Genomic DNA, 24,950 nt, shown 5'->3' with positions numbered 1-24,950 from the left:
CGGCTGGGTCAGGCTTCTTTGGTGAATTTCTCGTAATCGGGTTCGTCCATCAGCTGGTCGAACTGGGCCATGTCCTTGATCAGGATCTTGAAGAACCAGCCGTTGCCCATCGGGTCGCTGTTGGCCAGCGCCGGGTCGGCGCGCAGGGCCTCGTTGACTTCGGTGACCTCGCCGGCCACGGGCATGAATATGTCGGCCGCGGCCTTGACCGACTCGACCACGCCGGCGACTTCGCCCTGGCTGAAGGTCTTGCCGACTTCGGGCAGGTCGACGAACACCACGTCGCCCAGCGCGTCCTGCGCATGCAGCGTGATGCCGACGACGGCGGCTTCATGGTCTTCGAGCTGGATCCACTCGTGATCCTGGGTGTACTTGACGGTCATGGTCGGTTCTCCGGAAAAAGGTTGAAAAAGGGCTGTGCAATCAGCCCCTGTAGTATCGGTTGGGAACGAAGGGCATGGGGCTGACTTCCATCGGCACCGGCTTGCCGCGCACCAGGGCGTTCAGCCGGGTGCCGGGGGCGGCCTGGGCGGCGTCCACGTAGCCCATGGCCACGGGCCGGTCGATGCTGGGCCCGAGCAGGCCGCTGGTGACTTCACCGACGCGCCGGCCGGCCGCATCCTGCAGCTCGGTGTGCTCGCGCACCGGAATCCGCTCCAGCGCCACGAGTCCGACGCGCTTTCGCGTCAAGGCCCCTGCCGCGTCCTGCAATTGCGCCATCACTTTGGCCGCGCCCGGATAGCCGCCCTCGCGCGCGCCGCCGGCGCGGCGCACTTTCTGCAGGGCCCAGGTCAGGCCGGCCTCGACCGGCGTGGTGCCCGTGTCGATGTCGTTGCCGTACAGGCACAGCCCGGCCTCCAGGCGCAGCGAATTGCGCGCGCCCAGGCCGACGGGCTGGACCTCGGGCTGGGCCAGCAGCGTGCGGGCCAGGCCCTCGGCGTGGGAGTCGGGCACCGAGATCTCGAAGCCGTCCTCGCCGGTGTAGCCGCTGCGGGTGATGAACAGGTCGGCGCCTTCCCAGGTGAAGTGGCCGCCGGTCATGAACACGAGTTTCTCGATGTGGGTGAGCAGCCGCGACAGCGCCTGCGCGGCCTGCGGCCCCTGCAGCGCGAGCAGGGCGCGCTCGGGCATGGGAATGACCTCGCAGCGCGCGCCGATGCGCGCCTGGATGTGCGCGATGTCGCCTGCTTTGCAGGCGCCGTTGACGATCACGAACAGGTCGCTGCCCCGGTTCACGAACATCAGGTCGTCGATGATGCCGCCTTCGCCGTTGAGCAGCAGGCCGTAGCGCTGCTTGCCCACGGGCAGGTCGATCACGTCCACTGGCATCAGGGTTTCAAAGGCGGCGGCGGCGTCCGGCCCCACGAGGCGCAGCTGGCCCATGTGCGAGACGTCGAACAGGCCGGCGGCGCTGCGCGTGTGGTGGTGCTCGGCCATCAGGCCGGCCGGGTACTGCACCGGCATGCTGTAGCCGGCGAACGGCACCATGCGGGCGCCCAGTTCGAGGTGCAGGCCGTGCAGCGGGGTCTTGAGCAGGGGGGCGGTGGCGGCGGACAAGGTGTTCTCCAGGGCAAACAGGTTCCATGGCCCCAGGGCCATGGGCTTGCCCCGCTGTCCGCTTTACCTGAGAGATTCACCGGGCCCGCCATGGACGACATGGGCAGACTGCGGCTTGCTCCTTCGGTGGGCCGCTGCGCGCAGCGGCCTCTCTCCAGGGGGGGACGTCCTTGCGGACGTTTGCCAGTCCTTTTGCCTGAGCGTTCGGATGGATCCTGCGCCTTCGGCGGCCCTTGGAAAAGGGCTCTCTCCTGACCCCGCCAGTGTAACGGATGGGCGCGGCCTCAGCTCGCGTATTCGGGCGGCAGCAGCATGGCGATGCGCTCGCTGATCGAGTCGGCGCGCTCGTGGCCCGCGGCCTTCTCGATCTCCACCAGCATGCTGCGGCCGGCCGCGAGCATGCTGTCGCGGTCCTTGGCGGCGCGCAGCGCCTCGCGGAACTGCTCGGCCAGCGCCGGGTCGCGCCGGGCGAACATGCGCTCGCAGATGTCGAACAGGAACATGCGCGTGGTCGCCAGCGAGCGCTTGCCCTCGAATGAATCGGCCGCCACCCGGATGGCCTGCGTGGTCTCGGGGCTCGGGAAAGCCTCGCGCTGCGCCGCGGTCGGGGGCGCCACGGGCGCCGGTGCCGGCGCCCGCGCGGCAGCGGCACCGCCTTGCAGGTAGCCCTCGCGCAGCAGGCGCAGCGCGATCTCCTCGCCTTCGCCGTCGAACAGCCCGCGGAAGTCCTGCGCCGACTTCTGGCCGTCGGCCAGCAGCAGGAGCGTGCGCTCGCGCTGGCCCAGCGTCCGGTTGCCCGGGCGAAGCTCAGCGCGCGCCTTGTCGGTCTTCAGCAGGAACATGCGATGCCGTGGAGGTCAAAGCCACAGCATCGATGGAAAAGGTGACAGCTTGATGAAGCCGGCAGGGCGTGGACAGGTTCTAGCGCGAGTACACCAGGTCGCGCAGGCCCAGCGACAGCCCGGGCACGTAGGTGATCACCATCAGGCAGGCCAGCACCACCAGCACGAAGGGCAGCAGCTGCGTCACGATGCGGTCCAGCGAGATGCGCGCCACGGTGCAGGCGGCGAACAGGTTCACGCCGAACGGCGGCGTGATCATGCCCAGGGCGAGGTTGACCACCATGATCAGCCCGAAATGCACCGGGTCCACCCCGAAGTGCAGCGCCACCGGGGCAAGGATGGGCGCCAGCACGATGATGGCGGCGCTGGTCTCGATGAACATGCCGATCACGAACAGCGCCGCGTTCACGCCCAGCAGGAACATGGCGGGCGACTGCAGCACCTGCTCGAGCCAGTGGCCGATGGCCTCGGGCACGCCGGCGCGCGTGAGCAGGAAGGCGAACAGCCCGGCGTTGGCGATGATGAACATGATGACCGCCGACGACATCACCGACTTGCGCAGGATGGCGTAGAGGTCCTTCACGCTGATTTCGCGGTAGATCACCATGCCCACGATCAGGGCGTAGAACACGGCCACGGCGGAGGCCTCGGTCGGCGTGAACACGCCGCCGTAGATGCCGCCGAGGATGATGACCGGCATCATCAGCGCCCAGCCGGCCTGCCAGGTGGCGCGGCCCAGGGACATGCGGCCGACGCCGTCGTTCTTGCCCCAGCCCTTGTACTTGCAGTAGAGCCAGACGAACAGCATCAGCGCGCCGCCGATCAGCAGGCCCGGGCCGAAGCCGGCGATGAACAGCTCGCCGATCGAGACCTCGGCCGAGACGCCGTACAGGATCATCGGGATCGAGGGCGGGATGATCACGCCCAGCTCGGCGCTGGTGGCCTGCAGCGCCGCCGCGTAGGTGGTGGGGTAGCCGTGCTTGATCAGGGCCGGGATCAGGATCGCGCCGATGGCGAAGGTGGTGGCTACCGAGGAGCCCGAGACGGCGGCGAAGATCATGCAGGTGAGCACGCAGGTCATCGGCAGGCCGCCCTGCACGCCGCCCACGATGCTCTTGGCGAACTCGACCAGGCGGCGCGAGATGCCGCCGGTCTCCATGAGGTTGCCGGCCAGGATGAAGAACGGGATGGCCGCGAGCGGAAACTTGTTGATCGAGCCGAACATCTCCTTGACGGAGATGAGCATGTTGGCGTTGGCGACCTGGATGCCGAGCACCGAGGCCAGGCCGATCGAGACGGCAACGGAGATGGTGAGTGCAAAGCACAGCACCATGGTGGAAATCATCACGGTGGACATGGCGATTCTTGTCTTTCTTTTATTGCGCGGTTTCGAGTTCGAGCCGCTGCGGGTCGAGCAGGTTGCCGACGATGCCGAACACCGAGAACAGGGCGCCGACCGGCATCGCCAGGTAGGCCCAGAACATCGACAGCGACTCCAGGCCGCTCATGGTCTGGACCTTGCCGCGCTGCGCGTAGTCCCAGCCCCACCAGAGGATCACGGCCACCAGCAGCAGCGCGGCCAGGCACACCACCCAGTCGAGCACGCGCTTGAAGGCCGGCGGGCTCCAGCGGTACAGCACGTCCACGCTGACCATGGCGCCGGCGCGGAACGCCGCGGGAATGCCCAGGAACACCATCCAGATCAGGCTGAAGCGGATCAGCACCTCGGTCCACTCGGCCGGTTTCTCGATCACGAAGCGCGTGATGATCTGGTACAGGCCCAGCGTCGAGGCCACGGCCAGCATCAGGCAGGCGCCGGCCATGGCGAGTTCGGAGGCGAAGCGCTCGAACCGGAGAAAAGCTGCTTTCATGGGGCTTTTTCTGATGAAAATGCCCGAAGGTCCTGGACCTCCGGGCATTGTTTGCTATGAAAAAAGGAGCGTTCTACTTGTAGTTGCGGATGGTGTCGAGGTTGGCCTTGCCGAACTGCTTCTCGAAATCGGCGTAGACCGGCGTGAGCGTGCTCACGAATTTGGCCTTGTCCACGGTCTCCACCACCTGCATGCCCTTGGCGCGCAGCTCGGCCACGCCCTTGGCGTCGTCCTCGTCCACGCGCGCGCGGTTGGCGGCGGCGGCGACCTTGGCCGACTCGAGGAAGGCCTTCTTGTCGGCGTCGGACAGCTTGTCGTACATGCCCTTGTTCATCAGGAAGATGCAGGGCGAGTAGACATGGCCGGTGAGGGTGAGGTACTTCTGCACCTGGTCGAACTTGGCCGACATGATGACCGGCAGCGGGTTCTCCTGGCCGTCCACCGTGCCCTGCTGCAGCGCGGTGAACACCTCGGGGAAGGCCATAGGCGTGGTGATGATGCCGAAGCCCTTGTAGGCGGCCACGTGCACCGGGTTCTCCATGGTGCGCATCTTCAGGCCCTTGAGGTCGTCGGGGCTGTTGACGGCGCGCTTGCTGTTGGTCATGTGGCGAAAGCCGTTCTCGGCCCAGGCCAGCGCCTTCATGCCCTTGCTGTCGAACTTGGTCAGCAGGTCCTGGCCGATCGGGCCATCGAGCACGGCGCGCGCATGGGCCTTGTCGCGGAACAGGAAGGGCACGTCGAGGATGCGGGTCTCGGGCACGAAGTTCGGGATCGGGCCGCTGGAGGTGAAGGTGAGCTCCTGCGTGCCGAGCTGCACCGCCTCGATCGATTCGCGCTCGCCGCCGATGGAACCGTTGTAGAAGGTCTGGATCTTGTAGCGGCCGTTGGTGCGCTTCTCGACCTCCTTGGCGAAGGTGTCGATGGCCACGCCCTGGTGCGAGTTCTGCGCCACCGAGATGTTGATCTTCATGGTGGTCTGCGCCATCGCGGCGGCCGTCAGGCCGAAGCCCAGCACCAGACCTGCAAACAATCGGCTTACTTTCATGGTATCTCCTGCTCCTGTGGTGGATCTGTCAATGTGTATGCATAGCAACTATGCCCGAACCGGCGGCCTGCCGGTGTCGGGATTTCCACCGACGCGCGGTCGCCGTGGCGACGCTCAGGCCGCGGGCGGGGGCGTCTGCTGGTCGAGCTGGGCGCGCACGTAGTCCACGTGCTGGCGCAGGGTGTAGACCCGGTCGGAGAAATCGAGCGGGAACTTGGCGATGCTGACCTCGTGCTCGATGTGGTTGAGCTGCTCCCGCGCGGCCTGCCGCTCCGCATCGCTCAGGGTGCGCGAGGCCAGGTCCTTCTCCAGGAACTTGAGTTCGCCGTAGCGGCGGAACAGCTTGTTCTTTTCCTTCCAGGTCAGGAGCGGCGGCAGGATCCTGAACAGCGGCACCAGCACGGCCACCAGCGGCACCAGCAGCAGCACCAGGCGCTGCACCAGGTTGGCGGCCCAGAACGGCAGGTAGCGCTGCAGGAAGGGCCGGCCGTTCTTGAAATACGGCTCGGCCTCCGCGGCCAGCGGGAAGTCGGTAGCCTGCGGGCTCGGGAAGTCGCCCGGGCGGCTCAGCAGGCTGGGCTGGTGGTGCGTCTGGTTGGCCGCGTCGAGCAGCAGGTAGGCCAGGGCCGGATGCAGGTCCTGGCTGATCACGAGGTTGGCCGTGGTGGCCAGCAGCGCGATGTCGTGCGGGGGCAGGTCGCGCCGCGGATCGACCGAGCCGCGCTTGAGGCTGACCGGCTGGAAGTACGGGAAGCGCCGCGCCAGGCCCTGGGTGTGCCGCAGCGAGGCGAGCTGGATGGCGCTGTCGTTGAGCAGCAGCTGCACCGCGGCGGCCTGCGGCGCCGACACCAGGATCAGCGCGTCGACCGCATGGGCTTGCAGCAGGCGCGCGGCCGCCACGCCGCCTTCGCCCACCAGCGTGGTGCCGGGCGTGGGCCGGTCCTGCGCATCGACGACACCGTAGACCTTGAGCAGATCCAGCGCCAGCCGGTGGTTACCGCTGCCGGACACGCCGGTGGCGATCTTCTTGCCTTCCAGCGCGCCCAGTCCGCGCGACAGGTCCAGGGTGTGCGAGAAGATCCAGACCGGCTCGTAGAACACCGTGGCGAGCGAGCGCAGCGGTGTGTCGACGGCGTCGTCGGACTGCGGCTCCAGCGTCAGGAAGCCGAGGCCGCCCTGCACCAGGCCGACCGAGGCCGTGCCGGCGTTCAGCCGCTGCAGGTTCTCGACCGCGCCGCTGGACGGGTGCAGCTCCAGCGTGACGCCGTTGGCCTTGAGCAGTTGCTGGTAGCGGAGCGCGAACGCGTGGTAGGCGCCGTCGGGCGCGCCCGTGGTCATGACCAGGGTGCGCGGCGGCAGCGGGCTGACGAAGCGGAACACGGCCCAGGTCGACACGGCGATGAACGCCGCCACCGCGACCCAGAAGACCGCCTGCTGCCTGGACGTGAGCGCCGGGATGATCATGCGCCGAGTTTAGGGCCTGTTCAGCGCGTGCGCACGGGCACAACGCGAGGCGCGGCGCGTCAGCGCGCGCGCAGCGTGAGCAGCCGCTCGCGCGCCGCCGCGAGATGCTCGCGCAGGGTGTACCAGCGGTCGGCGTAACGGTCGGGCAGGTCCAGCGCGGCCACCTGCTGCTCGATCGCGTCGAGCTTGGCCAGCAGGTTCTTCAGCGCCAGCGGGGTCTCGGTGACCACATGCTCGATGTCGTTCTCCAGGAACTTGAGCTCGCCGTAGTAGTGCGACAGCACGGCGTTGACGTGCAGGCTGAACAGCTGCGGGATCCAGACCAGCGCCACCATCGCCAGCAGCAGGATCGGCAGCAGCGCGTACAGCACCAGCGCGGCCAGCTGTGCCCACCAGTAGGGCAGGGCCGATTCGAGCCAGGGGCGGTCGCCCAGCGCGTAGTGCTGGGCCTCGGGCGAGAGCGGGAAATCGGTGCCGCGCATGTCGGGGAATTCGGACTGGCGCTGCAGGAACGAGGCCGGCGAGTGGATGTCGGTGGCGGCGTCGAGCAGGGCGCGCTGCAGGGCCGGATGCATGCCGGTGCGTACCAGCAGGTGGGTGCCGGTGTAGAGCATCGTGAGGTCGCGCGACGGCACGTCGCCGCGCAGCTCGATCGTGCCCTGCGGCAGCACGAACGGGCGCAGGCGCGGCTCGCGCGCGGCCACGGTGGTGGCGCGCTCCACGCCGAGCATCTGGATGCCGGGGGAGTGCGTGAGCAGGCGCGCGGTGGGCGAGTCGCCGCTGCCGATCGCCACCAGCGCATCGATCTTGCCGTCCAGCAGGTCGTTGGCTGCGTCCAGGCCCTGGCGCGCCACCCATTGCACCTCGTCCACGTCGAGCTGGGCCTGCGCGAGCAGTAGTTGCGCCACATGGCGCGCCGGGCCGTTCTCGGCCCCGGCGGCGATGCGCAGGCCGCGCAGCTGGGTGAGGGAGGTGAGCGCTGGGTGCCGCGTGAAGATCCAGACGGGCTGGCGCCCGATGATGGCCAGCGCCTGGAGCTGCGGGTTCCCCTGCTGCGACAGCAGGCCGTAGGCGAAGCCGGCCTGGGATGGATCGGCCGGATCGGCCAGGCGCTGCATCGGCCCGAGCGCGCCCGCGGCGCTGCCCAGGATGTCGACCGCGATGCCGCGCCGGCGCAGCTCCTCGCGGTAGCGTTCGGCCAGCTGCATGTAGCCGCCCTGCGGCACGCCGGCGGCAAAGGCCAGGCTGCGCGGCGGCAGCGGCATCCAGTAGGTGGCGGCCCAGGCCATGGCGGCCACGGCCAGCGCCACCACGGGCAGGTAGAACAGGCCCCAGCGGCGGCGATACAGCAATACCACTTTCGTCATTTAGCGCCCTCGCCGGCGGTACAGCCGCAGCCGCACGAAGTCGATGTGCTGGCGCAGCATGAACCAGCGCGGCATCAGGTAGGCCGGCGTCACGAAGGCCGCCATGCGCCGCTCGATGCTGTTGAGCCGGCCGAGGTACTTGGTCAGGTCCAGGCCCGACAAGCTGTCGCGCGAGAGGTCCAGCTCGATGTACTTGAGCTCGCCGTACCAGCGGGTCACGCGGCTTTCCACCAGCCAGCGCAGGTAGGCCGGGATCAGGTGCGCCAGCCACAGGGCCAGCAGCAGCACCGGCAGGCAGATGACCAGCAGCCGCGTGGTGACCTGGGCCCACCAGAACGGCAGGTGCGCCTCCAGCCACGGCAGGCCGTGGACCAGCGTGTGGCGCGCCTCGGCCGAAGCGGGGAAATCGAGCCGCTTGAGCGAGGGGAACTCGCCGGGGCGGTAGAACAGCCCGCTGCGCGCATGGATTTCGCTGGCGATCTGGGTGGCCAGCCGCTTGAGCGCGGGGTGCAGGTCGTCGCGCGCGACGAGGCTGGCCACCACGGTCAGCAGCGTGGCGTCCTGCGGCGGGTGCCGGCCGGTCGGGTCCAGCGTGCCCTGCGCCAGCAGGTGGGGCTCGAGGTAGGGCAGGCGCTCGGTGAGGGCGGCCGTGCGCCGCAGCTGGACCAACTGGAGGCCGGGCGCGATCAGCAGGGCGTTGATGACGGCGGATTCAGGCGCCAGCACCATCACGGCCGCGTCCAGCGTGCCCTGCTGCAGGGCCTGCACCGCGGCCATGCCGGCGGTGTCGGTCACCGTCAGGTCTTTGGGGCCGAGCCGGACCTGCTCGAGCAGCTTCAGCGCCAGCAGCCGGGTGCCGCTGCCGGCCGGGCCCAGCGACACCTTCAGGCCCTGCAGCTGCTGCAGGGATTCGATGTCGCGCAGGCGCGAGAAGATCCACAGCGGCTCGATGTCGATGTTGGCCAGCGTCTGCACGCGCCCGCTGCCCCGGATGTTGCCGGCACTGCCGAGATAGCCGACGCCGCCCTGCATGAAGGCCAGCTCGGCCTGCTCGCCGTGCAGGCGCTGCAGGTTCTGCAGCGCGCCGTCCGATTCGAGCACCTCCAGCGTGACGCCGTGCTCGGCGAACTTCTGCGCGTACTGCTGGGCATAGGCGTAGTAGACGCCGTCGGCGCGGCCGGCCGACACGCGCAGCTGGCTGGGCGGCATCGGCAGCCATTCCAGCCAGAGCCACGCCATCGTTGCCAGCGCCAGCAGGGCAATCGGCAGCTTGATGAGAACCCACTTGCGCTGATAGAGCCGGGCGGCTGCCATGACGACACTCCCTGACGTCGGGTTGAGTGCGCCGTTTATAGCGCAAGCGCGTGATTGTTACAAGATGTGACGAAACGCGGCGGACCCCCCGCCGCGCAGGCCTACATGCCCGAGTAGTTGGGCCCGCCGCCGCCTTCGGGCGTGACCCAGACGATGTTCTGCGTCGGGTCCTTGATGTCGCAGGTCTTGCAGTGCACGCAGTTCTGCGCGTTGATCTGCAGGCGGTCGCTGTTGTCGGCGTTCTTGACGAATTCGTAGACGCCGGCCGGGCAGTAGCGCGACTCGGGGCCCGCGTACTTCGCCAGGTTGATGCCCACCGGCACGCTCGCGTCCTTCAGCGTCAGGTGCGCCGGCTGGTTCTCTGCGTGGTTGGTGTTGCTGATGAACACGCTGGAGAGGCGGTCGAAGGTGAGCTTGCCGTCGGGCTTGGGGTAGGCGATGGGCTTGCACTCGGCCGCGGGCTTGAGGCTCAGGTGGTCGGGCTTGTCGCGGCGCAGCGTCCAGGGCACATGGCCGCGCAGCGCGAACTGCTCGACGCCGTTCATCAGCGTGGCCACCACCAGGCCCTTCTTGAACCAGGTCTTGAAGTTGCGCGACTTGTGCAGCTCGGTGTGCAGCCAGCTGTTCTCGAAGGCCTCGGGGTAGGCCGTCAGCTCGTCGTGCTGGCGGCCGGCGGTGACGGCGGCATACGCGGCCTCGGCGGCCAGCATGCCGGTCTTGATGGCGGCGTGGCTGCCCTTGATGCGGCTCACGTTGAGGTAGCCGGCATCGCAGCCCACCAGCGCGCCGCCGGGGAACACGGTCTTGGGCAGCGACAGCAGGCCGCCGGCCGTGATGGCGCGCGCGCCGTAGCCCAGGCGCTTGCCCGGCTTGATGCCCTGGGCTTCATCGCCCTCGAGGTACCAGCGGATGTTGGGGTGCGTCTTCCAGCGCTGGAATTCCTCGAACGGGCTCAGGTAGGGGTTGGCGTAGTCCAGGCCGGTGATGAAGCCCAGCGTCACCTTGTTGTCTTCCATGTGGTACAGGAAGGCGCCGCCGTAGGTGCTGTTGTCCATCGGCCAGCCGGCGGTGTGCATGACGAAGCCGGGTTGGTGGCGCTTCGGGTCGATCTCCCACACTTCCTTCACGCCCAGGCCGTAGGCCTGCGGGTCGCGGCCGGCGTCGAGCTTGAAGCGGGCGATCAACTGCTTGCCCAGGTTGCCGCGCGCGCCCTCGGCGAAGATGGTGTACTTGGCATGCAGCTCCATGCCGAGCTGGAAGTCGGCCGTGGGCTCGCCGTCCTTGCCCACGCCCATGTTGCCGGTGGCCACGCCCTTGATCGAGCCGTCGTCCTTGTACAGCACTTCGGCCGCGGCGAAGCCCGGGAAGATCTCGACGCCCAGAGCCTCGGCCTGCTGGGCCAGCCAGCGCGTCACGTTGCCCAGGCTGACGATGTAGTTGCCGTGGTTCTGGAAGCACTCGGGCAGCAGGAAGTTGGGGGTGCGCAGGCTGGCCGACTCGCCCAGGAAAATCATGGCGTCGTCGGTGACCGGCTGGTTCAGCGGCGCGCCGCGCGCCTTCCAGTCGGGGAACAGCTCGGTCAGCGCGCGCGGGTCCATGATGGCGCCCGAGAGGATGTGGGCGCCGGGCTCGGAGCCTTTTTCGAGCACCACCACCGACAGGTCCGTGCCCTTGTCGGCCGCCAGTTGCTTGAGCCGGATCGCCGTGGCCAGCCCGCCGGGGCCGCCCCCGACCACCACCACGTCGTATTCCATGGCTTCGCGGGGGCCGAACTGGGCCAGGATTTCATCGTTGGTCATTGGGGTGTCTCGCTGATAATGGATTGGAAACCGGAAGGCGCGTGGCGCGCCGCTGAACTGACAGCATTTTATGCGGCGGCCACCGGCCGGCGGATGGTCATTTCATTCATCTGAAGAGGACTCCCTAAATGGCTTACAGCATCGATCTCTCGGGCCGTGTGGCCTTCATCACCGGCGCATCGAGCGGGCTCGGGGCGCAGTTCGCCAGGACCCTGTCGCGCGCCGGTGCCGCCGTGGTGCTGGCCAGCCGCCGCACCGACAAGCTCAAGGAGCTGCGCGCGCAGATCGAGGCCGAGGGCGGCGATGCGCATGTGGTGCAGCTCGACGTGACCGACATCGCCAGCATCCGCGCGGCCGTGGCGCGTGCCGAGACCGAGGTCGGCTCGATCGACATCCTGGTCAACAACTCGGGCGTGAGCACCACCCAGCGCCTGCAGGACGTGGGCGAGGAAGACTACGACTTCATCTTCGGTACCAACGTGCGGGGCGCCTTCTTCGTGGCGCAGGAAGTGGGCAAGCGCATGCTGGCGCGCGCCCGCGGCGCGGCGCCGGGCACCTACACCGGCGGGCGCATCATCAACATCGCCTCGATGGCGGGCCTGAAGGTGCTGCCGCAGATCGGCGTGTACTGCATGAGCAAGGCCGCCGTGGTGCAGATGACCCGGGCCATGGCGCTCGAGTGGGGCCGCTTCGGCATCAACGTCAACGCGATCTGCCCGGGCTACATCGACACCGAGATCAACCACCACCACTGGCAGACCGAGCAGGGCCAGAAGCTGGTCAACATGCTGCCGCGCAAGCGCGTCGGCCAGCCGCAGGACCTGGACGCGATCCTGGTGATGCTGGCCAGCAGCCAGAGCCACTTCGTGAACGGCGCGGTGATCGCCGCCGACGACGGATTCGCGGTCTGAACGCCATTCGCAAGGACCTGAGCATGGACTTCCATTTCCCTCCCTACCTCGCCTCCGTCGGCATGATCCTGCTGGCCCTGTTGGCCGGCGTGCTGAGCCCGGGGCCGAGCTTCGTGCAGGTGGCGCGCATCGCCGTGGCGCGCTCGCGCGCCGACGGCCTCGCGGTGGCCGTCGGCCTCGGCCTTGGCGCGGTGGTGTTCGCCGTGCTGGCGCTGGCGGGCCTGCACGCGGTGCTGGCGGCGGTGCCGCCGCTGTACACCGCGCTCAAGCTGCTCGGCGGGCTGTACCTGCTGTGGATGGCCTGGTCGATCTGGCGCGGCGCGAAGCAGCCGCTGGCGCTGGCCGGCGAGGCCGCTGCTGTGCCGGCCCGGCGTTCGCTGTGGCAGTCGTTCCGGCTCGGGCTGGTCACGCAGCTCAGCAACCCCAAGTGCGCCGTGGTGTACGGCAGCGTGTTCGCCGCGCTGCTGCCCGCGCATTTCCCGCTGGCAGCCAGCCTGCTGGTGGCGCTGGGCGTGCTGCTGATGGAGACGGGCTGGTACGTCGTGGTGGCGCTGGTGCTGTCGTCGGCCGCGCCGCGCGCGGCCTACCTGCGCAGCAAGATGGCGGTGGACCGCACCGCGGCCGGCGTGATGGGGCTGCTGGGCGGGCGCCTGGTGCTGACGGCCTCGCAGGTCTGAGCCGCGGATGACGGCCGGCATTCTCGCGGGCCTCGCGGCGGGCGCGCTCTGGGGCCTCGTGTTCGTGGCGCCGCGCATGGTGCCGGGCTATGCGCCGGTGGATTTCGCGGCGGGCCGCTTCGTGGCCTACGGCGCGATCGCGGCGGCGATGATGCTGCTGGGCCTGCGCACGCGGCGCCGGCCCACCCTGCGCCAGGCCGGGGCGGCGCTCGGCTTCAGCGTGCTGGGCTTCACGGGCTACTACCTGCTGCTGGTGCTGGCGATCCGCGATGCCGGCACCGAGGTGCCGACGCTGATCATCGGCACCATCCCGATCTGGGTCATGCTGCTGGGCAAGCCCGGGCACCTGCGCTGGGGCGCGCTGGCGCCCGGCCTGCTGCTCACGCTGGCCGGCCTGGGCCTGATGATGAGCGCGCCGCACGGCGTGGCGGGCGAGGGCCTGCCCCCGCACTACGCGCGCGGCCTGCTGCTGGCCGCGGCCTCGCTGGTGTGCTGGACGGTTTTTGCGATCGGCAACGCGGCCTGGCTCAAGCGCCATCCGGAGGTCAACGCCACCGACTGGGCCAACTGGCTGGGCGTGGCCACGGGACTGGGCGCCGTGGTGCTCTGGCTGGCCGCGGGTTCCGGCCTGAAAACGCTGGAGGTCCAGGCGGACGGGTCGTTGTTTGCTATTCTTTCGATAGCAACCGGATTCGGTTCGAGCTGGCTGGCCACGATCCTCTGGAACCTGGCCAGCCAGCGGCTGTCGGCCAGCCTGTGCGGCCAGCTGATCGTGAGCGAGACGCTGTTCGCGCTGCTCTACTCGTTTGCCTGGGACGGGCGCTGGCCGACCTGGGCGCAATGGCTGGCCTGCGGGCTGTTCACGCTGGGCATCCTGGCATCCATCAAGGCACACCGATGAAGATCGAACTCCCCGAGAAGAAGAAGCTGGTCCACACCATGAGCATTCCCATCCGCTGGGGCGACATGGACGCGATGGGCCACGTCAACAACACCACCTATTTCCGCTACCTCGAGACCATCCGCATCGAATGGATGCGCAGCATCGGCTGCCAGCCCGATCCGAAAGGCGAGGGGCCGGTGATCGTCAACGCCTTCTGCAACTTCTACAAGCAGCTCGAATACCCGGGCGATGTGCTGATGAAGATGTACGTGAGCGACCCGGCGCGCAGCACCTTCGAGAGCTGGGGCACCATGGAGCGCGCGGACGCCCCCGGCGTGATCTGCGCGGCGGGCGGCGCCACCACCATCTGGGTGAATTTTCCGGCGCAGAAATCGGCGCCGCTGCCCGACTGGGTGCGCGCGCAGCTGCTGTAGCGGCGGCCCAGAGACTGTGGCGCTCAGGCGCCGGGGCGCACCACGCGGAAGCTGTCGGCGTTGGCGGCCAGCCAGCGCTCGGCCAGCGCGCGGTCGCCGTCCTGGTCGGGGTGGAAGCCGCGGCGGTAGTAGGCCAGCAGCGGCCCGGTGCAGCGCCAGAGCTGGCCGTCGCGGCCAAAGAAGAAGGTGGCCGCGCCCCACCAGGTGCGGGGCTTGAACAGCGAGCCGTCGCGCCAGAGGTTGAGCACGGTCTGGCGCATCGCATCGAACGCGAACACCGCGAGCACGTAGCTGTACCACCACACGCGCCACCTGTGGTTGCCGCCCAGGGCCAGGTAGAGGTCGTAGGCCACGGCCTTGTGCTCGGTTTCCTCGGCCGCGTGCCAGCGCCACAGCGTGCGCATGCGCGGCTCGGCCGCCTCGAACCAGCTCGCGTGGCGCAGCGTGCCGTCGGCGAACACCGCGGTGCAGTGCTCGTAGGCGCAGGTCACGGCCAGGTCGTGCAGCGGGTGGAAGCCGCGCGTCTTGGCGATGCGCCAGCTGGCCCAGTGCTGCCAGCGGTTGACCAGGCCCTGTTTTTCCAACTGCGCGTTGTACAGGCCGTGGATGTGGCGGTGCGTGGCCTCCTGGCCGATGAAGCCCTGGATCGTGGCGCGCAGCGGCGCGTGGGCCTCGGTCTCGGGCAGCAGCTTGAGGGCCGCGCGCACCGAGTCGATGAAGAACTGCTCGCCCACCGGAAAGCTCATCGATAGCGCGTTGTAGTACTGGCTGCGGAACGGGTCGCCGCCATGCCAGTGGCGTGCAAAGCCGCCGGACAGGTCGACCTCGAGTTTGCGGATGGGGAGCTGGGTCATGGAAAAGCCTTGATGCGAAGCCGTTTTATGAGCATTATTCAGTTCTGCGGCCTGGCCCGCAACTCGCTTATCGCTCAGTTTTCACTCCTCGTCCGCCATGAAGAACGCCGCCCCGAGCCCGCCCTCTGACAGCATGCGCAAACTGCCCACGCAGGAGCGCGCGCAGCGCACCATCGAGGCCCTGTTCCAGGCCACGGCTCAGATTGTGGAAGACGAGGGCGAGGCGGCGCTGACCACCAACAAGGTGGCGCGCAAGGCCGGGTTCTCGATCGGCACGCTGTACCAGTACTTTCCGAGCAAGGAAGCCATCCTGCTGGCCATGATCGGGCGCGAGCGCCGCCGCGTGATGGAGCGGCTGCAGGCCCTGCTGAGCCAGGCGGTGCAACAGCGGCGCGACCCGCAGGCCGTGGTGCGCGAGCTGGTGCACCAACTGGTGGAATCGTTCGGCAGCGGGCCGAAGCACCGGCGCGCCATGATCCGGCTGGCCTGGCGCATGGACCATCACGACAACGTGACGCAGGCGCTGCGCGAGGCGGGCGAGCGCAATGCGTTCGCGCTCGGCCAGCTCAACGACCCGGGCGTGCGCGCGCCCACGCCGGCCATGATGTTCGTGGCCACGCGCGCCGTCATGGGCACGATCCGCAGCGCCTCGCTGGAGGATTCGCCGCTGCTGGGCACGCCCGAGTTCGAGGACGAGCTGGTGCGCATGGTCTGGGGCGTGCTGCGGGCCTGATTTTTGAATGAAAACCGGCCAAGGTCCTCGTCCCGTGGTTGTTTCATGCTATTGAAACAGGAGCGGCCGGGCGCTGCTCAGGCCGCCGGCTTGGCCCTGGGCACGCGGCCCATCAGGTAGAACTCGGGGTTGGGCAGCATGCTGCTGAACGAGGCGATGCGGTTGGACAGGCCGAAGAACGCGGTGATGGCGGCGATGTCCCAGATGTCCTCGTCGGAGAAGCCGTGCGCGTGCAGCGGCGCGAAGTCGTCCTCGCCGATCTCGTGCGAGCGCAGGCAGACCTTCATCGCGAAGTCGAGCATGGCGCGCTGGCGCGGCGTGATGTCGGCCTTGCGGTAGTTGACGGCCACCTGGTCGGCCACCAGCGGCTTCTTCTCGTGGATGCGCAGGATGGCGCCGTGCGCCACCACGCAGTACAGGCACTGGTTGGCTGCGCTGGTGGTGGTGACGATCATCTCGCGGTCGCCCTTGCTGAGGCCGCTGTCGCGGCCCGCGGTCTCGGGCGCCATCAGCGCGTCGTGGTAGGCGAAGAAGGCGCGCCACTCGGCCGGCCGGCGCGCCAGCGCGATGAACACGTTGGGGATGAAGCCGGACTTCTCCTGCACCTCGAGGATCTTGGCGCGGATGTCGTCGGGCAGGTCGTTCAGTTCGGGGGCGGGGTAGCGCTGGGACACGGGCAGATCTCCTGGATGGGATGAAGCGGGCGGGCATGCGCAGGCGGCGCACGGCCGGTGTCTCCATCATAGGCGCGGCGGCCGGGCCCTCGGGGGTGTGGAATATAAAAACTATCGGAGGGATATATCTGATTGTCTTTACCGATTTGCCCGCAGTGCCTAGCATGGGGCCTCTGTCCTTCCTTTCTGTCACCAGGAGACTCCCATGACCAGCGAAGCCAAGTGCCCCTTCCATCCCACGGCCGGCGGCGGCACCTCGAACCAGGACTGGTGGCCCCAGCAGCTCAAGCTCGGCCTGCTGCACCAGCATTCTTCCCTGTCCGACCCGATGGGCCAGGGCTTCAACTATGCGCAGGCGTTCAAGAGCCTCGATTTCGCCGCGCTCAAGCAGGACCTGCGGGCGCTGATGACCGATTCGCAGGACTGGTGGCTGGCCGACTTCGGCCACTACGGCCCCTTCTTCATCCGCATGGCCTGGCACAGTGCGGGCACCTACCGCACTGGCGACGGCCGCGGCGGCGCCGGCCGCGGCCAGCAGCGCTTCGCGCCGCTCAATAGCTGGCCCGACAACGTGAGCCTGGACAAGGCGCGCCGGCTGCTCTGGCCGATCAAGCAGAAATACGGCAAGAAGATTTCCTGGGCGGACCTGATCATCCTCACCGGCAACGTCGCGCTGGAGTCGATGGGCTTCCAGACCTTCGGTTTCGGCGGCGGCCGCGCAGACGTCTGGGAGCCGGACGAAGACGTCTACTGGGGCAACGAGAAGAAGTGGCTCGACGACCAGCGCTACGCCGGCGACCGCGACCTGCAGAACCCGCTGGCCGCCGTGCAAATGGGCCTGATCTACGTCAACCCGGAAGGCCCGAACGGCCAGCCGGACCCGCTGGCGGCGGCCCGCGACATCCGCGAGACCTTCGCGCGCATGGCGATGGACGACGAGGAGACCGTCGCGCTGATCGCCGGCGGCCACACCTTCGGCAAGACCCATGGCGCCGGCCCCGTGTCGCACGTGGGCCCCGAGCCGGAGGCCGCGCCGATCGAGCAGCAGGGCCTGGGCTGGAAGAACAGCTTCGGCACCGGCCGGGGCGGGGACACCATCTCCAGCGGCCTGGAGGTCACCTGGACCACCACGCCGACCCGCTGGAGCACCAACTTCTTCTGGAACCTGTTCGGCTACGAATGGGAACTGAGCAAGAGCCCGGCCGGCGCGCACCAGTGGGTGGCCAAGGGCGCCGGCGCCACGATTCCGGACGCCCACGACCCCGCGAAAAAGCATGTGCCGACCATGCTGACCACCGACCTGTCGCTGCGCTTCGACCCGGCCTACGAGAAGATCTCGCGCCGCTTCATGGAGCACCCCGACCAGTTTGCCGACGCCTTCGCGCGCGCCTGGTTCAAGCTCACGCACCGCGACATGGGCCCGCGCGCGCGCTACCTCGGCCCCGAGGTGCCGGCCGAAGAGCTGCTGTGGCAGGACCCCGTTCCCGCGGCCGGCCACCCGCTGGTCGATGCGAAGGACGTGGCCGCGCTCAAGGCCAGGGTGCTGGCCTCGGGCCTGTCGGTGGCCGAGCTGGTCTCGACCGCCTGGGCCTCGGCCTCCACCTTCCGCGGCTCCGACAAGCGCGGCGGCGCCAACGGTGCCCGCATCCGCCTGGCACCGCAGAAGGACTGGGCGGCCAACCAGCCGGCCCGGCTGGCCACCGTGCTCAAGGCGCTCGAAGGCATCCAGGCCGAGTTCAACGGCGCGGCCGGCGGCGGCCGGAAGATCTCGCTGGCCGACCTGATCGTGCTGGCCGGCGGCGCCGCGGTCGAGCAGGCGGCGAAGCAGGCCGGCGTCGAAGCCAGCGTGCCGTTCGCACCGGGCCGCACCGATGCCTCGCAGGCGCAGACCGACGTGGCGTCTTTCGCGGTGCTCGAACCGGCCGCCGATGGCTTTCGCAACTACCTGCCGCGCCGCTACACCGTGCCCGCCGAGGCGCTGCTGGTGGACAAGGCGCAGCTGCTGACCCTGAGCGCGCCCGAGATGACGGTGCTGGTGGGCGGCCTGCGCGTGCTCGGCGCCAACGTGGACGGCTCACCGCACGGCGTGTTCACGCGCACGCCCGGCGCGCTGACCAACGACTTCTTCCTGCACCTGCTCGACATGGGCACGGTGTGGCAGCCGCTCCCGGCAACCGGCGATGCGCCGGAGGTGTTCGAAGGGCGCGACCGCAAGACCGGCAAGGTGCAATGGACCGGCACCCGCGTGGACCTGATCTTCGGCTCCCACTCGCAATTGCGGGCGCTGGCCGAGGTCTATGGCAGCGCCGACGCGAAGCAGAAGTTCGCCGACGACTTCGTGGCGGCCTGGACCAAGGTCATGAACCTGGATCGCTTCGATCTGGCCTGAGAGAGGAGGGACCTCATGAAGCGCATCAGGACCGCCGTGGGCCTGGCTATCTCCGGCACCGGCCTGGTGGTGGTGCTGGCGAACCTGGCGCACGGCTACGTGGGCTGAGCACGCGGGCGATGCCTGCGGCGGGAGGCGTGCGGCTACCATGCGGTGGTTTTTTCATGGAGAACCGCATGACCCCGCCTCCCGACAAGGACTTCGACCAGGGCCTGGCCACCCGCAAGCAGGTGATGGGCGAGGACTTCGTGGCCAAGGCATTCGCCGGCGCCACCGAGTTCACGCTGCCGATCCAGCACTACATCACGCGCAACGCCTGGGGCGACGTCTGGCAGCGCCCGGGGCTGGACCTCAAGACCCGCAGCCTCGTCACGGTGGCCTTCCTCGCCGCCCTGGGCAAGCAGCACGAGCTCAAGGGCCATGTGCGCGGCGCACTCAACAACGGCGCCACGCCGCAGGAAATCCAGGAAGTGCTGCTGCACGCGAGCATCTACTGCGGCCTGCCGGCGGCCGTCGATGCCTTTCGCACCGCGGCCGAGGTGGTGGATGCCGGCAAACCGGCCTGAATCCAAAAATTTTCAGTGAAAATGGCCCGATGTCCGCGTCGGGCGGTCATTGGCTGCTATGGAAAACGTAGCATCCGAAATGTGACGCCACGCCCGCTCAGCCCGCCATCAGCTTGTGCACGAGGTCGGCCGTGGTGCTGGCCTTGTACTTGCGCATCAGCCGCGCGCGGTAGATCTCCACCGTGCGGTGGCTGATGGCCAGCACCTTGCCGATCTCCTTGGAGGTCAGGCCGTCCATCAGGTGGGCCGCCACCTCGCGCTCGCGCGCGGTGAGCTCGGCCTTCACCGGGCGGCGCGAGCTCAGGTCCTCGAAGCTCCAGATGCCGGCCTCGTGCGGCGCGGCGCGGTTGAGCGCGCGGCCGGTCACGTGGCACCAGAAGGTTTCGCCCTTGAAGCGGCCGTCCACGCGCTTCATGATGCGGTCGTCGGCGTAGTGGCCCTTGGCGTTCATGATGGGCGCGATGCGCGCGCCGGTGCGCTCGTACTCGTCCACGCTCGGGTACAGCACCTGGAACGACTGGCCCACCAGTGCCTCGCGCGAGGCGCCGAACATCTCGCACAAACGCTGATTGCAGTCCACAATGGCGCGGTTGCGCGACAGCACCAGCCCCACCGGGGCGAGGTCGAACGCGAGACGGTAATCCACTTCCATGGGGCTAACCTTTACGAAAAACTACGTATGCTCCTAGGTAGTATCGTAACGTTCTGAATTTCCAGAGGAGACCTTTGTGAACAAACTTTCCCCCTCCGCCGCCGAGGCCCTCAAGGGCGTCGTCCAGGATGGCCAGTTGCTGGCGGTCGGCGGCTTCGGCCTGTGCGGCATCCCCGAGGCCCTGATCGACGCGCTGCGCGACAGCGGCGCGAAGAACCTGACCGTGATTTCCAACAACGCGGGCGTCGACGGCTTCGGCCTCGGCAAGCTGCTGGAGACGCGCCAGATCAAGAAGATGATTTCGAGCTACGTGGGCGAGAACAAGGAGTTCGAGCGCCAGTACCTCGCGGGCGAACTCGAGCTGGAGTTCACGCCGCAGGGCACGCTGGCCGAGAAGCTGCGCGCCGGCGGCGCGGGCATCCCGGCGTTCTTCACCAAGACCGGCGTCGGCACCCAGGTGGCCGAAGGCAAGGAGCTGCGTGACTTCGACGGCGAGACCTATGTGATGGAACGTTCGCTGGTGCCCGACGTGGCGCTGGTCAAGGCGGCCGTGGCCGATACATCCGGCAACCTGCGCTTCAACCTCACCGCGCGCAACTTCAACCCCGCCGTGGCCATGGCCGGGAAGGTCTGCGTGGTCGAGGTGGAGAAGATCGTCGAAGTCGGCGAACTCGCGCCCGACGACATCCATCTGCCGGGCATCTACGTGCACCGCCTGGTGCTCAACGCCACGCCCGAGAAGCGCATCGAGAAGCGCACGATCACTGAAAAACAAGGAGCCTGACATCATGCCCTGGACGCAAGACCAAATGGCGGCGCGCGCCGCGCAGGAACTCGAAGACGGCTTCTACGTCAACCTCGGCATCGGCATTCCCACGCTGGTGGCCAATTTCACCGGCGACAAGGAGGTCTGGCTGCAAAGCGAGAACGGCATGCTGGGCATCGGCCCGTTCCCGACGGAAGACCAGGTCGACGCCGACCTCATCAACGCCGGCAAGCAGACCGTCACCACCATCAAGGGCTCGTCGATCTTCGGCAGCCATGACAGCTTCGCGATGATCCGCGGCGGCAAGATCAACCTGTCCATCCTCGGCGCCATGCAGGTCAGCGAGCACGGCGACCTGGCCAACTGGATGATCCCGGGCAAGATGGTCAAGGGCATGGGCGGCGCCATGGACCTGGTGGCCGGCGTCAAGCGCGTGATCGTGCTGATGGAGCATGTCGCGAAGAAAAAGGACGGCACCGAGGACTTGAAGATCCTGCCCAAGTGCACGCTGCCGCTGACCGGCGTGGGCGTGGTCGACCGCATCATCACCGACTTGGCCGTGCTCGACGTCACGCCGCAGGGCCTGAAGCTGGTCGAGTTGGCACCCGGGGTGACGCAGGAGTTCCTGCAGTCCAAGACCGGCGTCAAGCTGCTCTGACGAAGGCCGGCGAGAACGCCGGCCAATGCCTGGACAGGGCGCTGCGCGGCCCCGGCCCGTAGCGCCGGCCCATATCCCTGCGGGCAAAACGGGGAATGCCGGCCGCTGCACATCGCCGGCCCGAGGCGTATAGTTTTCTGCATCCCCCTATGAAGAAAGACAACATATGTGGGTGCTTCTTCTGCTGCCGTTTGCCGGCCTGCTGTACGTGCCGTTCTACAACCACGCGCAGCCCGCCTTGTTCGGCTTCCCCTTCTTCTACTGGTACCAGCTGGCCTGGGTGTTCGTGACGGCGCTGCTGACCTGGGTGGTGTACCGCCACTACCGGGCGCCTGACGACGAGGAGGAGGAATGATGGCCGACTCCCGCATCCACTGGACCGCGCTGGCGGTGTTCGTGTTCTTCTTTGCGCTGGTGACGGTAATGGGCTTCGTGGCGTCGCGCTGGCAGCGCGGCCCCGCGTCGCCCGGGCCCGGCCAGCACCTGGACGAGTGGGGCCTGGGAGGCCGCCGCTTCGGCGCCTGGATCACCTGGTTCCTGGTGGGCGGCGATTTCTACACGGCCTACACGGTGATCGCGGTGCCGGCGCTGGTGTACGCCGTGGGCGCCTATGGCTTCTTTGCATTGCCCTACACCATCGTGGTGTACCCCATCGTCTTCGCCATCATGCCGCGGCTGTGGACCCGGGCGCGCGAGGCCGGGCACGTGACGGCCGCCGATGTGGTCTATGGCCACTACGGCTCGCGCACACTGGAGCTGGCCGTGGCGCTGACGGGCGTGGTGGCCACCATGCCCTACATCGCGCTGCAGCTCGTTGGGATGGAGGTGGTGATCAAGGCGCTGGGCCTGTCGGGCGAACTGCCGCTGGCGGCGGCCTTCGTCATCCTGGCGCTCTACACCTACTCGGCCGGCCTGCGCGCGCCGGCGCTGATTGCCTTTGTGAAGGACCTGATGATCTACATCGTGGTGCTGGTCGCGGTGGTGCTGGTGCCGGCCCGGCTGGGCGGCTACGGCGCCGTGTTCCAGGCGGCCGGCGATGCCTTCGCGGCCAAGGGCGGCGCCACGGGCCTGATCCTGCAGCCGCAGCAGATGCTGCCCTATGCCAGCCTGGCGCTGGGCTCGGCCCTGGCGGCCTTCATGTACCCGCACACGCTGACCGGCATCTTTGCCGCCAGAAGCGCCGACACCATCCGCAGGAACGCCGTGTTCCTGCCGGCCTATACGCTGCTGCTGGGGCTGATCGCCCTGCTGGGCTACATGGCCCACGCCGCGCATCTGGTGGTCAAAACCCCCAACGATGTCGTGCCGGGCCTGTTCGCCGCGCTGTTTCCGGACTGGTTCAGCGGCTTCGCGTTCGCGGCCATCGCCATCGGCGCCCTGGTGCCGGCGGCGGTGATGTCGATCGGCGCGGCCAACCTGTTCACGCGCAACTTCTGGAAGGCTTACGTGAACCCCGAGCTGTCGCCTGAAGGCCAGGCCAGGGTGGCCAAGATCGCCTCGCTGGTGGTGAAGTTCGGCGCGCTGGTATTCATCCTGTTCATTCCCACGCAGTACGCGCTGGATTTGCAACTGCTGGGCGGCGTCTGGATCCTGCAGACGTTCCCGTCGGTGGTGCTGGGCCTGTTCTTCCGCCTCTTCCGCGCGCCGGCCCTGCTGCTGGGCTGGGCCATGGGCATGCTGGCCGGCACGCTGCTGGCCTATGCCGACGGCATCAAGCCGGTGCACACCTTTGTTCTCGGCGGCCACTCCTATGCCTTGTACACCGGCCTGGTCGCCTTGCTGCTGAACGTGGTTGTCGCGCTGGTGGCGCAGGCCGTGTTGTCGGCCGGACGGGGTGCCGCCCCGCGGGTGCATGCCTGAGGGGCGGGTGGCCGCACCGGACCGGCATGCCGCGGGTGCGCTGGAGGCCCGCGCGGTCCTGCAGGGCCTGTGGCAGGCCGCGCAGTTGCCGCCGGACGCGCTGGGCCAGGTGCAGTTGAGCGGGGCCGATCCGGTCCTGCCGTCTTCCTTTGCCGTGGGCGCGGCCGCGCAGGCCACGATGGCGGCTGCGGCGCTGGCCGCCTGCGAGCTGGGCCACGCGCGCGGCGTGGCGCGTCAGCAAGTCAGCGTGGACATGCGGCAGGCCGCGCTCGAGTGCGTCGGCTGGTTCAGCCTCGATGGGCGCGTGCCCGCCAAGTGGGATCCCTTCTCGGGCCTGTACCGCAGCCGGGACGGCTGGGTCCGCATCCATGCCAATTTCGCGCACCACCGTGACGGCGCCTTGCGCCTGCTGGGCCTGAACCCCTCCACCGCGCAGCGCGGCGATGCCGAGCACGCGATGCTCGGATGGCGCGCCGAAGATTTTGAAGATGCCGCGGCCCAGGCCGGCCTGGTGGCGACGGCCCTGCGCAGCTTCGAGCAATGGGATGCCCATCCCCAGGGGCAGGCCGTGGCCGCGCAGCCGCTGTTCACGCTGGAGCGCATCGGCGAAGCCGCGCCGCGGGCACTGCCGGCACTGGGCGCGGACTCGCTCCCGCTGTCGGGCCTGCGCGTGCTGGACCTCACGCGCATTCTGGCCGGGCCGGTGTGCGGCCGGACCCTGGCGGGCTATGGCGCTGACGTGATGCTGGTCAATGCGCCGCAGCTGCCCAATATCGAATCGATCGCCGACACCAGCCGCGGCAAGCTGTCCACCCACATCGACCTGCGCACGCCGCAGGGCTGTGCCGACCTGGCGCGCCTGCTGGAGGAGGCCCATGTCTTCGTCCAGGGCTATCGGCCCGGCGGCCTCGATGCGCTGGGCTTCGGCCCGCAGGCTGTGGCGGCGCTGCGGCCGGGCATCGTCTATGTCTCCCTCTCGGCCTATGGCGAGCAGGGGCCCTGGCGGGCCCGGCGCGGCTTCGACTCGCTGGTGCAGACCGCCACGGGATTCAACCTGGCCGAAGCGCAGGCTGCCGGCATGGCAGAGCCCAGGGCGCTGCCCATTCAGATCCTCGATTACGCGACCGGCTACCTGATGGCCTTCGCGGTCGCGGCCGCCCTGCGCCGCCAGCGGCTGGAAGGCGGGAGCTGGCACGCGCGGCTGTCGCTGGCACAGACGGGGCGCTGGATCCGGGAACTGGGCCGCGTCGAACATGGCTTCGCCGTGGCCTGGCCTGAGGCGGCTCCCTATCTCGAAACCTCGGCTTCCGGGTTTGGCGAACTGGTGGCCACGCGGCACAGCGTGGTGCTGTCGAGGTCGCCCGCGCGATGGCTGCGGCCGTCGATGCCGCCGGGCACCCACGCGCCCGCCTGGCCCTGACCGGCAGGCCCGGCGCGTGTTGCGGTGTTACGGCTGCTCGTTCGCGGCGTTACGTAACGCCCCGTAGCAAATGACGCTGCGGCCCGGCGTCGAGGGTACGCCAGTTTTCTGAATTTCCATTTCAAATCAACAGCTTGCAGCCGACGGGGAGGTTGGCTGGCAGGGCGCGCCGGCATCGGCACGCATGTTGCTCATTTCATGTTTTCTGTGTCAA

25 protein-coding genes and 2 riboswitches are annotated in these 24,950 nt (G+C 68.6%); of the genes, 12 read left to right on the top strand and 13 right to left on the bottom strand.

The genetic code is table 11. The features are described from left to right. Nucleotides 1-8 precede the first annotated feature (8 nt). From gcvH to MMF98_RS12030, 10 genes are all read right to left on the bottom strand, one after another. Entirely contained in the window at nucleotides 9-383 is a 375-nt protein-coding gene (gcvH, locus tag MMF98_RS12075) for a glycine cleavage system protein GcvH (RefSeq protein ID WP_243306517.1), read from the bottom strand. 40 nt (nucleotides 384-423) lie between these two features. Next, the gene (gcvT, locus tag MMF98_RS12070; RefSeq protein WP_243306516.1) at nucleotides 424-1,557 is read right to left on the bottom strand and encodes a glycine cleavage system aminomethyltransferase GcvT; all 1,134 of its coding nucleotides are present in this window, start codon (nucleotides 1,555-1,557) and stop codon (nucleotides 424-426) included. Nucleotides 1,558-1,601: 44 nt separating this feature from the next. Next, nucleotides 1,602-1,725: riboswitch (glycine riboswitch) on the bottom strand. A 6-nt stretch (nucleotides 1,726-1,731) separates the two neighbouring features. Further along, nucleotides 1,732-1,821, bottom strand: a riboswitch (glycine riboswitch). 20 nt (nucleotides 1,822-1,841) lie between these two features. Next, nucleotides 1,842-2,399, bottom strand: a complete 558-nt coding sequence (locus tag MMF98_RS12065) for a hypothetical protein (RefSeq protein WP_243306515.1) — start codon at nucleotides 2,397-2,399, stop codon at nucleotides 1,842-1,844. 79 nt (nucleotides 2,400-2,478) lie between these two features. Continuing rightward, nucleotides 2,479-3,756, bottom strand: coding sequence for a TRAP transporter large permease (locus MMF98_RS12060; protein WP_243306514.1), 1,278 nt, complete (start codon nucleotides 3,754-3,756; stop codon nucleotides 2,479-2,481). A 19-nt stretch (nucleotides 3,757-3,775) separates the two neighbouring features. Continuing rightward, entirely contained in the window at nucleotides 3,776-4,270 is a 495-nt protein-coding gene (locus tag MMF98_RS12055) for a TRAP transporter small permease (RefSeq protein WP_243306513.1), read from the bottom strand. Between the two features lie 73 nt (nucleotides 4,271-4,343). Beyond that, nucleotides 4,344-5,315 carry a TRAP transporter substrate-binding protein gene (locus tag MMF98_RS12050; protein WP_243306512.1) on the bottom strand — a complete coding sequence of 324 codons (972 nt, stop codon included), beginning with the start codon at nucleotides 5,313-5,315 and terminating at the stop codon, nucleotides 4,344-4,346. 114 nt (nucleotides 5,316-5,429) lie between these two features. Beyond that, nucleotides 5,430-6,779 (bottom strand): TAXI family TRAP transporter solute-binding subunit, encoded by a 1,350-nt coding sequence (locus MMF98_RS12045; RefSeq protein WP_243306511.1) that lies wholly within the window; start codon nucleotides 6,777-6,779, stop codon nucleotides 5,430-5,432. A 59-nt stretch (nucleotides 6,780-6,838) separates the two neighbouring features. After that, nucleotides 6,839-8,146 carry an ABC transporter substrate-binding protein gene (locus MMF98_RS12040; RefSeq protein ID WP_243306510.1) on the bottom strand — a complete coding sequence of 436 codons (1,308 nt, stop codon included), beginning with the start codon at nucleotides 8,144-8,146 and terminating at the stop codon, nucleotides 6,839-6,841. After that, nucleotides 8,147-9,460, bottom strand: coding sequence for a TAXI family TRAP transporter solute-binding subunit (locus tag MMF98_RS12035; RefSeq protein WP_243306509.1), 1,314 nt, complete (start codon nucleotides 9,458-9,460; stop codon nucleotides 8,147-8,149). Nucleotides 9,461-9,561: 101 nt separating this feature from the next. Beyond that, nucleotides 9,562-11,259: an electron transfer flavoprotein-ubiquinone oxidoreductase gene (locus MMF98_RS12030; RefSeq protein WP_243306508.1), complete on the bottom strand. Its 1,698-nt coding sequence runs from the start codon at nucleotides 11,257-11,259 to the stop codon at nucleotides 9,562-9,564. A gap of 128 nt (nucleotides 11,260-11,387) precedes the next feature. On the opposite strand from MMF98_RS12030, the gene MMF98_RS12025 reads away from it, so the two are divergent. Genes MMF98_RS12025 through MMF98_RS12010 form a run of 4 tightly spaced genes read left to right on the top strand, consistent with a single transcriptional unit; the run spans nucleotide 11,388 to nucleotide 14,164 of the window. Then, nucleotides 11,388-12,170: an SDR family oxidoreductase gene (locus MMF98_RS12025; protein ID WP_243306507.1), complete on the top strand. Its 783-nt coding sequence runs from the start codon at nucleotides 11,388-11,390 to the stop codon at nucleotides 12,168-12,170. 23 nt (nucleotides 12,171-12,193) lie between these two features. Next, the gene (locus tag MMF98_RS12020) at nucleotides 12,194-12,847 is read left to right on the top strand and encodes a LysE family translocator (protein ID WP_243306506.1); all 654 of its coding nucleotides are present in this window, start codon (nucleotides 12,194-12,196) and stop codon (nucleotides 12,845-12,847) included. Nucleotides 12,848-12,854: 7 nt separating this feature from the next. Then, nucleotides 12,855-13,748, top strand: coding sequence for a DMT family transporter (locus tag MMF98_RS12015; protein ID WP_243306505.1), 894 nt, complete (start codon nucleotides 12,855-12,857; stop codon nucleotides 13,746-13,748). Continuing rightward, entirely contained in the window at nucleotides 13,745-14,164 is a 420-nt protein-coding gene (locus MMF98_RS12010) for an acyl-CoA thioesterase (protein WP_243306504.1), read from the top strand. The genes MMF98_RS12015 and MMF98_RS12010 overlap by 4 nt, the downstream gene beginning before the upstream one ends. A 23-nt stretch (nucleotides 14,165-14,187) precedes the next feature. Here the strand turns inward: MMF98_RS12010 and MMF98_RS12005 are convergent, their stop codons facing one another. Next, nucleotides 14,188-15,018 carry a metal-dependent hydrolase gene (locus MMF98_RS12005; RefSeq protein ID WP_243306503.1) on the bottom strand — a complete coding sequence of 277 codons (831 nt, stop codon included), beginning with the start codon at nucleotides 15,016-15,018 and terminating at the stop codon, nucleotides 14,188-14,190. 97 nt (nucleotides 15,019-15,115) lie between these two features. On the opposite strand from MMF98_RS12005, the gene MMF98_RS12000 reads away from it, so the two are divergent. After that, nucleotides 15,116-15,751, top strand: a complete 636-nt coding sequence (locus tag MMF98_RS12000) for a TetR/AcrR family transcriptional regulator (RefSeq protein ID WP_243306502.1) — start codon at nucleotides 15,116-15,118, stop codon at nucleotides 15,749-15,751. Between the two features lie 77 nt (nucleotides 15,752-15,828). On the opposite strand, the gene MMF98_RS11995 is transcribed toward MMF98_RS12000, so the two are convergent. Further along, on the bottom strand, nucleotides 15,829-16,425 hold the full coding sequence (locus MMF98_RS11995; RefSeq protein WP_243306501.1) for a peroxidase-related enzyme: 597 nt from the start codon (nucleotides 16,423-16,425) through the stop codon (nucleotides 15,829-15,831). A gap of 205 nt (nucleotides 16,426-16,630) precedes the next feature. On the opposite strand from MMF98_RS11995, the gene katG reads away from it, so the two are divergent. Together katG and MMF98_RS11985 are read left to right on the top strand one after the other, a co-directional pair. After that, nucleotides 16,631-18,814, top strand: a complete 2,184-nt coding sequence (katG, locus tag MMF98_RS11990; RefSeq protein ID WP_243306500.1) for a catalase/peroxidase HPI — start codon at nucleotides 16,631-16,633, stop codon at nucleotides 18,812-18,814. Nucleotides 18,815-18,990: 176 nt separating this feature from the next. Beyond that, the gene (locus tag MMF98_RS11985) at nucleotides 18,991-19,380 is read left to right on the top strand and encodes a carboxymuconolactone decarboxylase family protein (protein ID WP_243306499.1); all 390 of its coding nucleotides are present in this window, start codon (nucleotides 18,991-18,993) and stop codon (nucleotides 19,378-19,380) included. Nucleotides 19,381-19,477: 97 nt separating this feature from the next. Here the strand turns inward: MMF98_RS11985 and MMF98_RS11980 are convergent, their stop codons facing one another. Next, nucleotides 19,478-20,032 (bottom strand): LuxR C-terminal-related transcriptional regulator, encoded by a 555-nt coding sequence (locus tag MMF98_RS11980; RefSeq protein ID WP_243306498.1) that lies wholly within the window; start codon nucleotides 20,030-20,032, stop codon nucleotides 19,478-19,480. Between the two features lie 76 nt (nucleotides 20,033-20,108). On the opposite strand from MMF98_RS11980, the gene MMF98_RS11975 reads away from it, so the two are divergent. The 5 genes from MMF98_RS11975 (at nucleotide 20,109) to MMF98_RS11955 (ending at nucleotide 24,736) form a co-directional block, all read left to right on the top strand. Beyond that, a complete protein-coding gene (locus tag MMF98_RS11975; protein ID WP_243306497.1) occupies nucleotides 20,109-20,816 on the top strand; it encodes a CoA transferase subunit A in 708 nt (235 codons plus the stop codon). Nucleotides 20,817-20,820: 4 nt separating this feature from the next. Next, the gene (locus MMF98_RS11970; RefSeq protein WP_243306496.1) at nucleotides 20,821-21,456 is read left to right on the top strand and encodes a 3-oxoacid CoA-transferase subunit B; all 636 of its coding nucleotides are present in this window, start codon (nucleotides 20,821-20,823) and stop codon (nucleotides 21,454-21,456) included. Between the two features lie 166 nt (nucleotides 21,457-21,622). Beyond that, nucleotides 21,623-21,811, top strand: a complete 189-nt coding sequence (locus MMF98_RS11965) for a DUF3311 domain-containing protein (protein ID WP_243306495.1) — start codon at nucleotides 21,623-21,625, stop codon at nucleotides 21,809-21,811. Next, nucleotides 21,811-23,316: a monocarboxylate uptake permease MctP gene (gene mctP / locus MMF98_RS11960; protein WP_279343673.1), complete on the top strand. Its 1,506-nt coding sequence runs from the start codon at nucleotides 21,811-21,813 to the stop codon at nucleotides 23,314-23,316. The genes MMF98_RS11965 and mctP overlap by 1 nt, the downstream gene beginning before the upstream one ends. Continuing rightward, nucleotides 23,309-24,736 carry a CoA transferase gene (locus MMF98_RS11955; protein WP_423837595.1) on the top strand — a complete coding sequence of 476 codons (1,428 nt, stop codon included), beginning with the start codon at nucleotides 23,309-23,311 and terminating at the stop codon, nucleotides 24,734-24,736. The genes mctP and MMF98_RS11955 overlap by 8 nt, the downstream gene beginning before the upstream one ends. Nucleotides 24,737-24,950: the final 214 nt, after the last annotated feature.

Source organism: Variovorax terrae (genome assembly GCF_022809125.1).
Classification (GTDB): Bacteria; Pseudomonadota; Gammaproteobacteria; order Burkholderiales; family Burkholderiaceae_C; genus Variovorax_A; species Variovorax_A terrae.
This window is presented reverse-complemented; position numbering and strand designations above follow the sequence as displayed.

Bases quoted from the DNA above. Each gene is read 5' to 3' on its own strand.
- MMF98_RS12060 (WP_243306514.1), bottom strand. From the start codon at position 3,756: ATGTCCACCGTGATGATTTCCACCATGGTGCTGTGCTTTGCACTCACC.
- MMF98_RS11970 (WP_243306496.1), top strand. From the start codon at position 20,821: ATGCCCTGGACGCAAGACCAAATGGCGGCGCGCGCCGCGCAGGAACTC.
- MMF98_RS12045 (WP_243306511.1), bottom strand. From the start codon at position 6,779: ATGATCATCCCGGCGCTCACGTCCAGGCAGCAGGCGGTCTTCTGGGTC.
- gcvH (WP_243306517.1), bottom strand. From the start codon at position 383: ATGACCGTCAAGTACACCCAGGATCACGAGTGGATCCAGCTCGAAGAC.
- katG (WP_243306500.1), top strand. From the start codon at position 16,631: ATGACCAGCGAAGCCAAGTGCCCCTTCCATCCCACGGCCGGCGGCGGC.
- MMF98_RS12050 (WP_243306512.1), bottom strand. From the start codon at position 5,315: ATGAAAGTAAGCCGATTGTTTGCAGGTCTGGTGCTGGGCTTCGGCCTG.
- MMF98_RS12030 (WP_243306508.1), bottom strand. From the start codon at position 11,259: ATGACCAACGATGAAATCCTGGCCCAGTTCGGCCCCCGCGAAGCCATG.
- MMF98_RS12025 (WP_243306507.1), top strand. From the start codon at position 11,388: ATGGCTTACAGCATCGATCTCTCGGGCCGTGTGGCCTTCATCACCGGC.
- mctP (WP_279343673.1), top strand. From the start codon at position 21,811: ATGGCCGACTCCCGCATCCACTGGACCGCGCTGGCGGTGTTCGTGTTC.
- MMF98_RS12065 (WP_243306515.1), bottom strand. From the start codon at position 2,399: ATGTTCCTGCTGAAGACCGACAAGGCGCGCGCTGAGCTTCGCCCGGGC.
- MMF98_RS12005 (WP_243306503.1), bottom strand. From the start codon at position 15,018: ATGACCCAGCTCCCCATCCGCAAACTCGAGGTCGACCTGTCCGGCGGC.
- MMF98_RS12040 (WP_243306510.1), bottom strand. From the start codon at position 8,146: ATGACGAAAGTGGTATTGCTGTATCGCCGCCGCTGGGGCCTGTTCTAC.
- MMF98_RS11965 (WP_243306495.1), top strand. From the start codon at position 21,623: ATGTGGGTGCTTCTTCTGCTGCCGTTTGCCGGCCTGCTGTACGTGCCG.
- MMF98_RS12035 (WP_243306509.1), bottom strand. From the start codon at position 9,460: ATGGCAGCCGCCCGGCTCTATCAGCGCAAGTGGGTTCTCATCAAGCTG.
- MMF98_RS11955 (WP_423837595.1), top strand. From the start codon at position 23,309: ATGCCTGAGGGGCGGGTGGCCGCACCGGACCGGCATGCCGCGGGTGCG.
- MMF98_RS12010 (WP_243306504.1), top strand. From the start codon at position 13,745: ATGAAGATCGAACTCCCCGAGAAGAAGAAGCTGGTCCACACCATGAGC.
- MMF98_RS12015 (WP_243306505.1), top strand. From the start codon at position 12,855: ATGACGGCCGGCATTCTCGCGGGCCTCGCGGCGGGCGCGCTCTGGGGC.
- MMF98_RS12020 (WP_243306506.1), top strand. From the start codon at position 12,194: ATGGACTTCCATTTCCCTCCCTACCTCGCCTCCGTCGGCATGATCCTG.
- MMF98_RS11985 (WP_243306499.1), top strand. From the start codon at position 18,991: ATGACCCCGCCTCCCGACAAGGACTTCGACCAGGGCCTGGCCACCCGC.
- MMF98_RS12000 (WP_243306502.1), top strand. From the start codon at position 15,116: ATGAAGAACGCCGCCCCGAGCCCGCCCTCTGACAGCATGCGCAAACTG.
- MMF98_RS11980 (WP_243306498.1), bottom strand. From the start codon at position 20,032: ATGGAAGTGGATTACCGTCTCGCGTTCGACCTCGCCCCGGTGGGGCTG.
- MMF98_RS12055 (WP_243306513.1), bottom strand. From the start codon at position 4,270: ATGAAAGCAGCTTTTCTCCGGTTCGAGCGCTTCGCCTCCGAACTCGCC.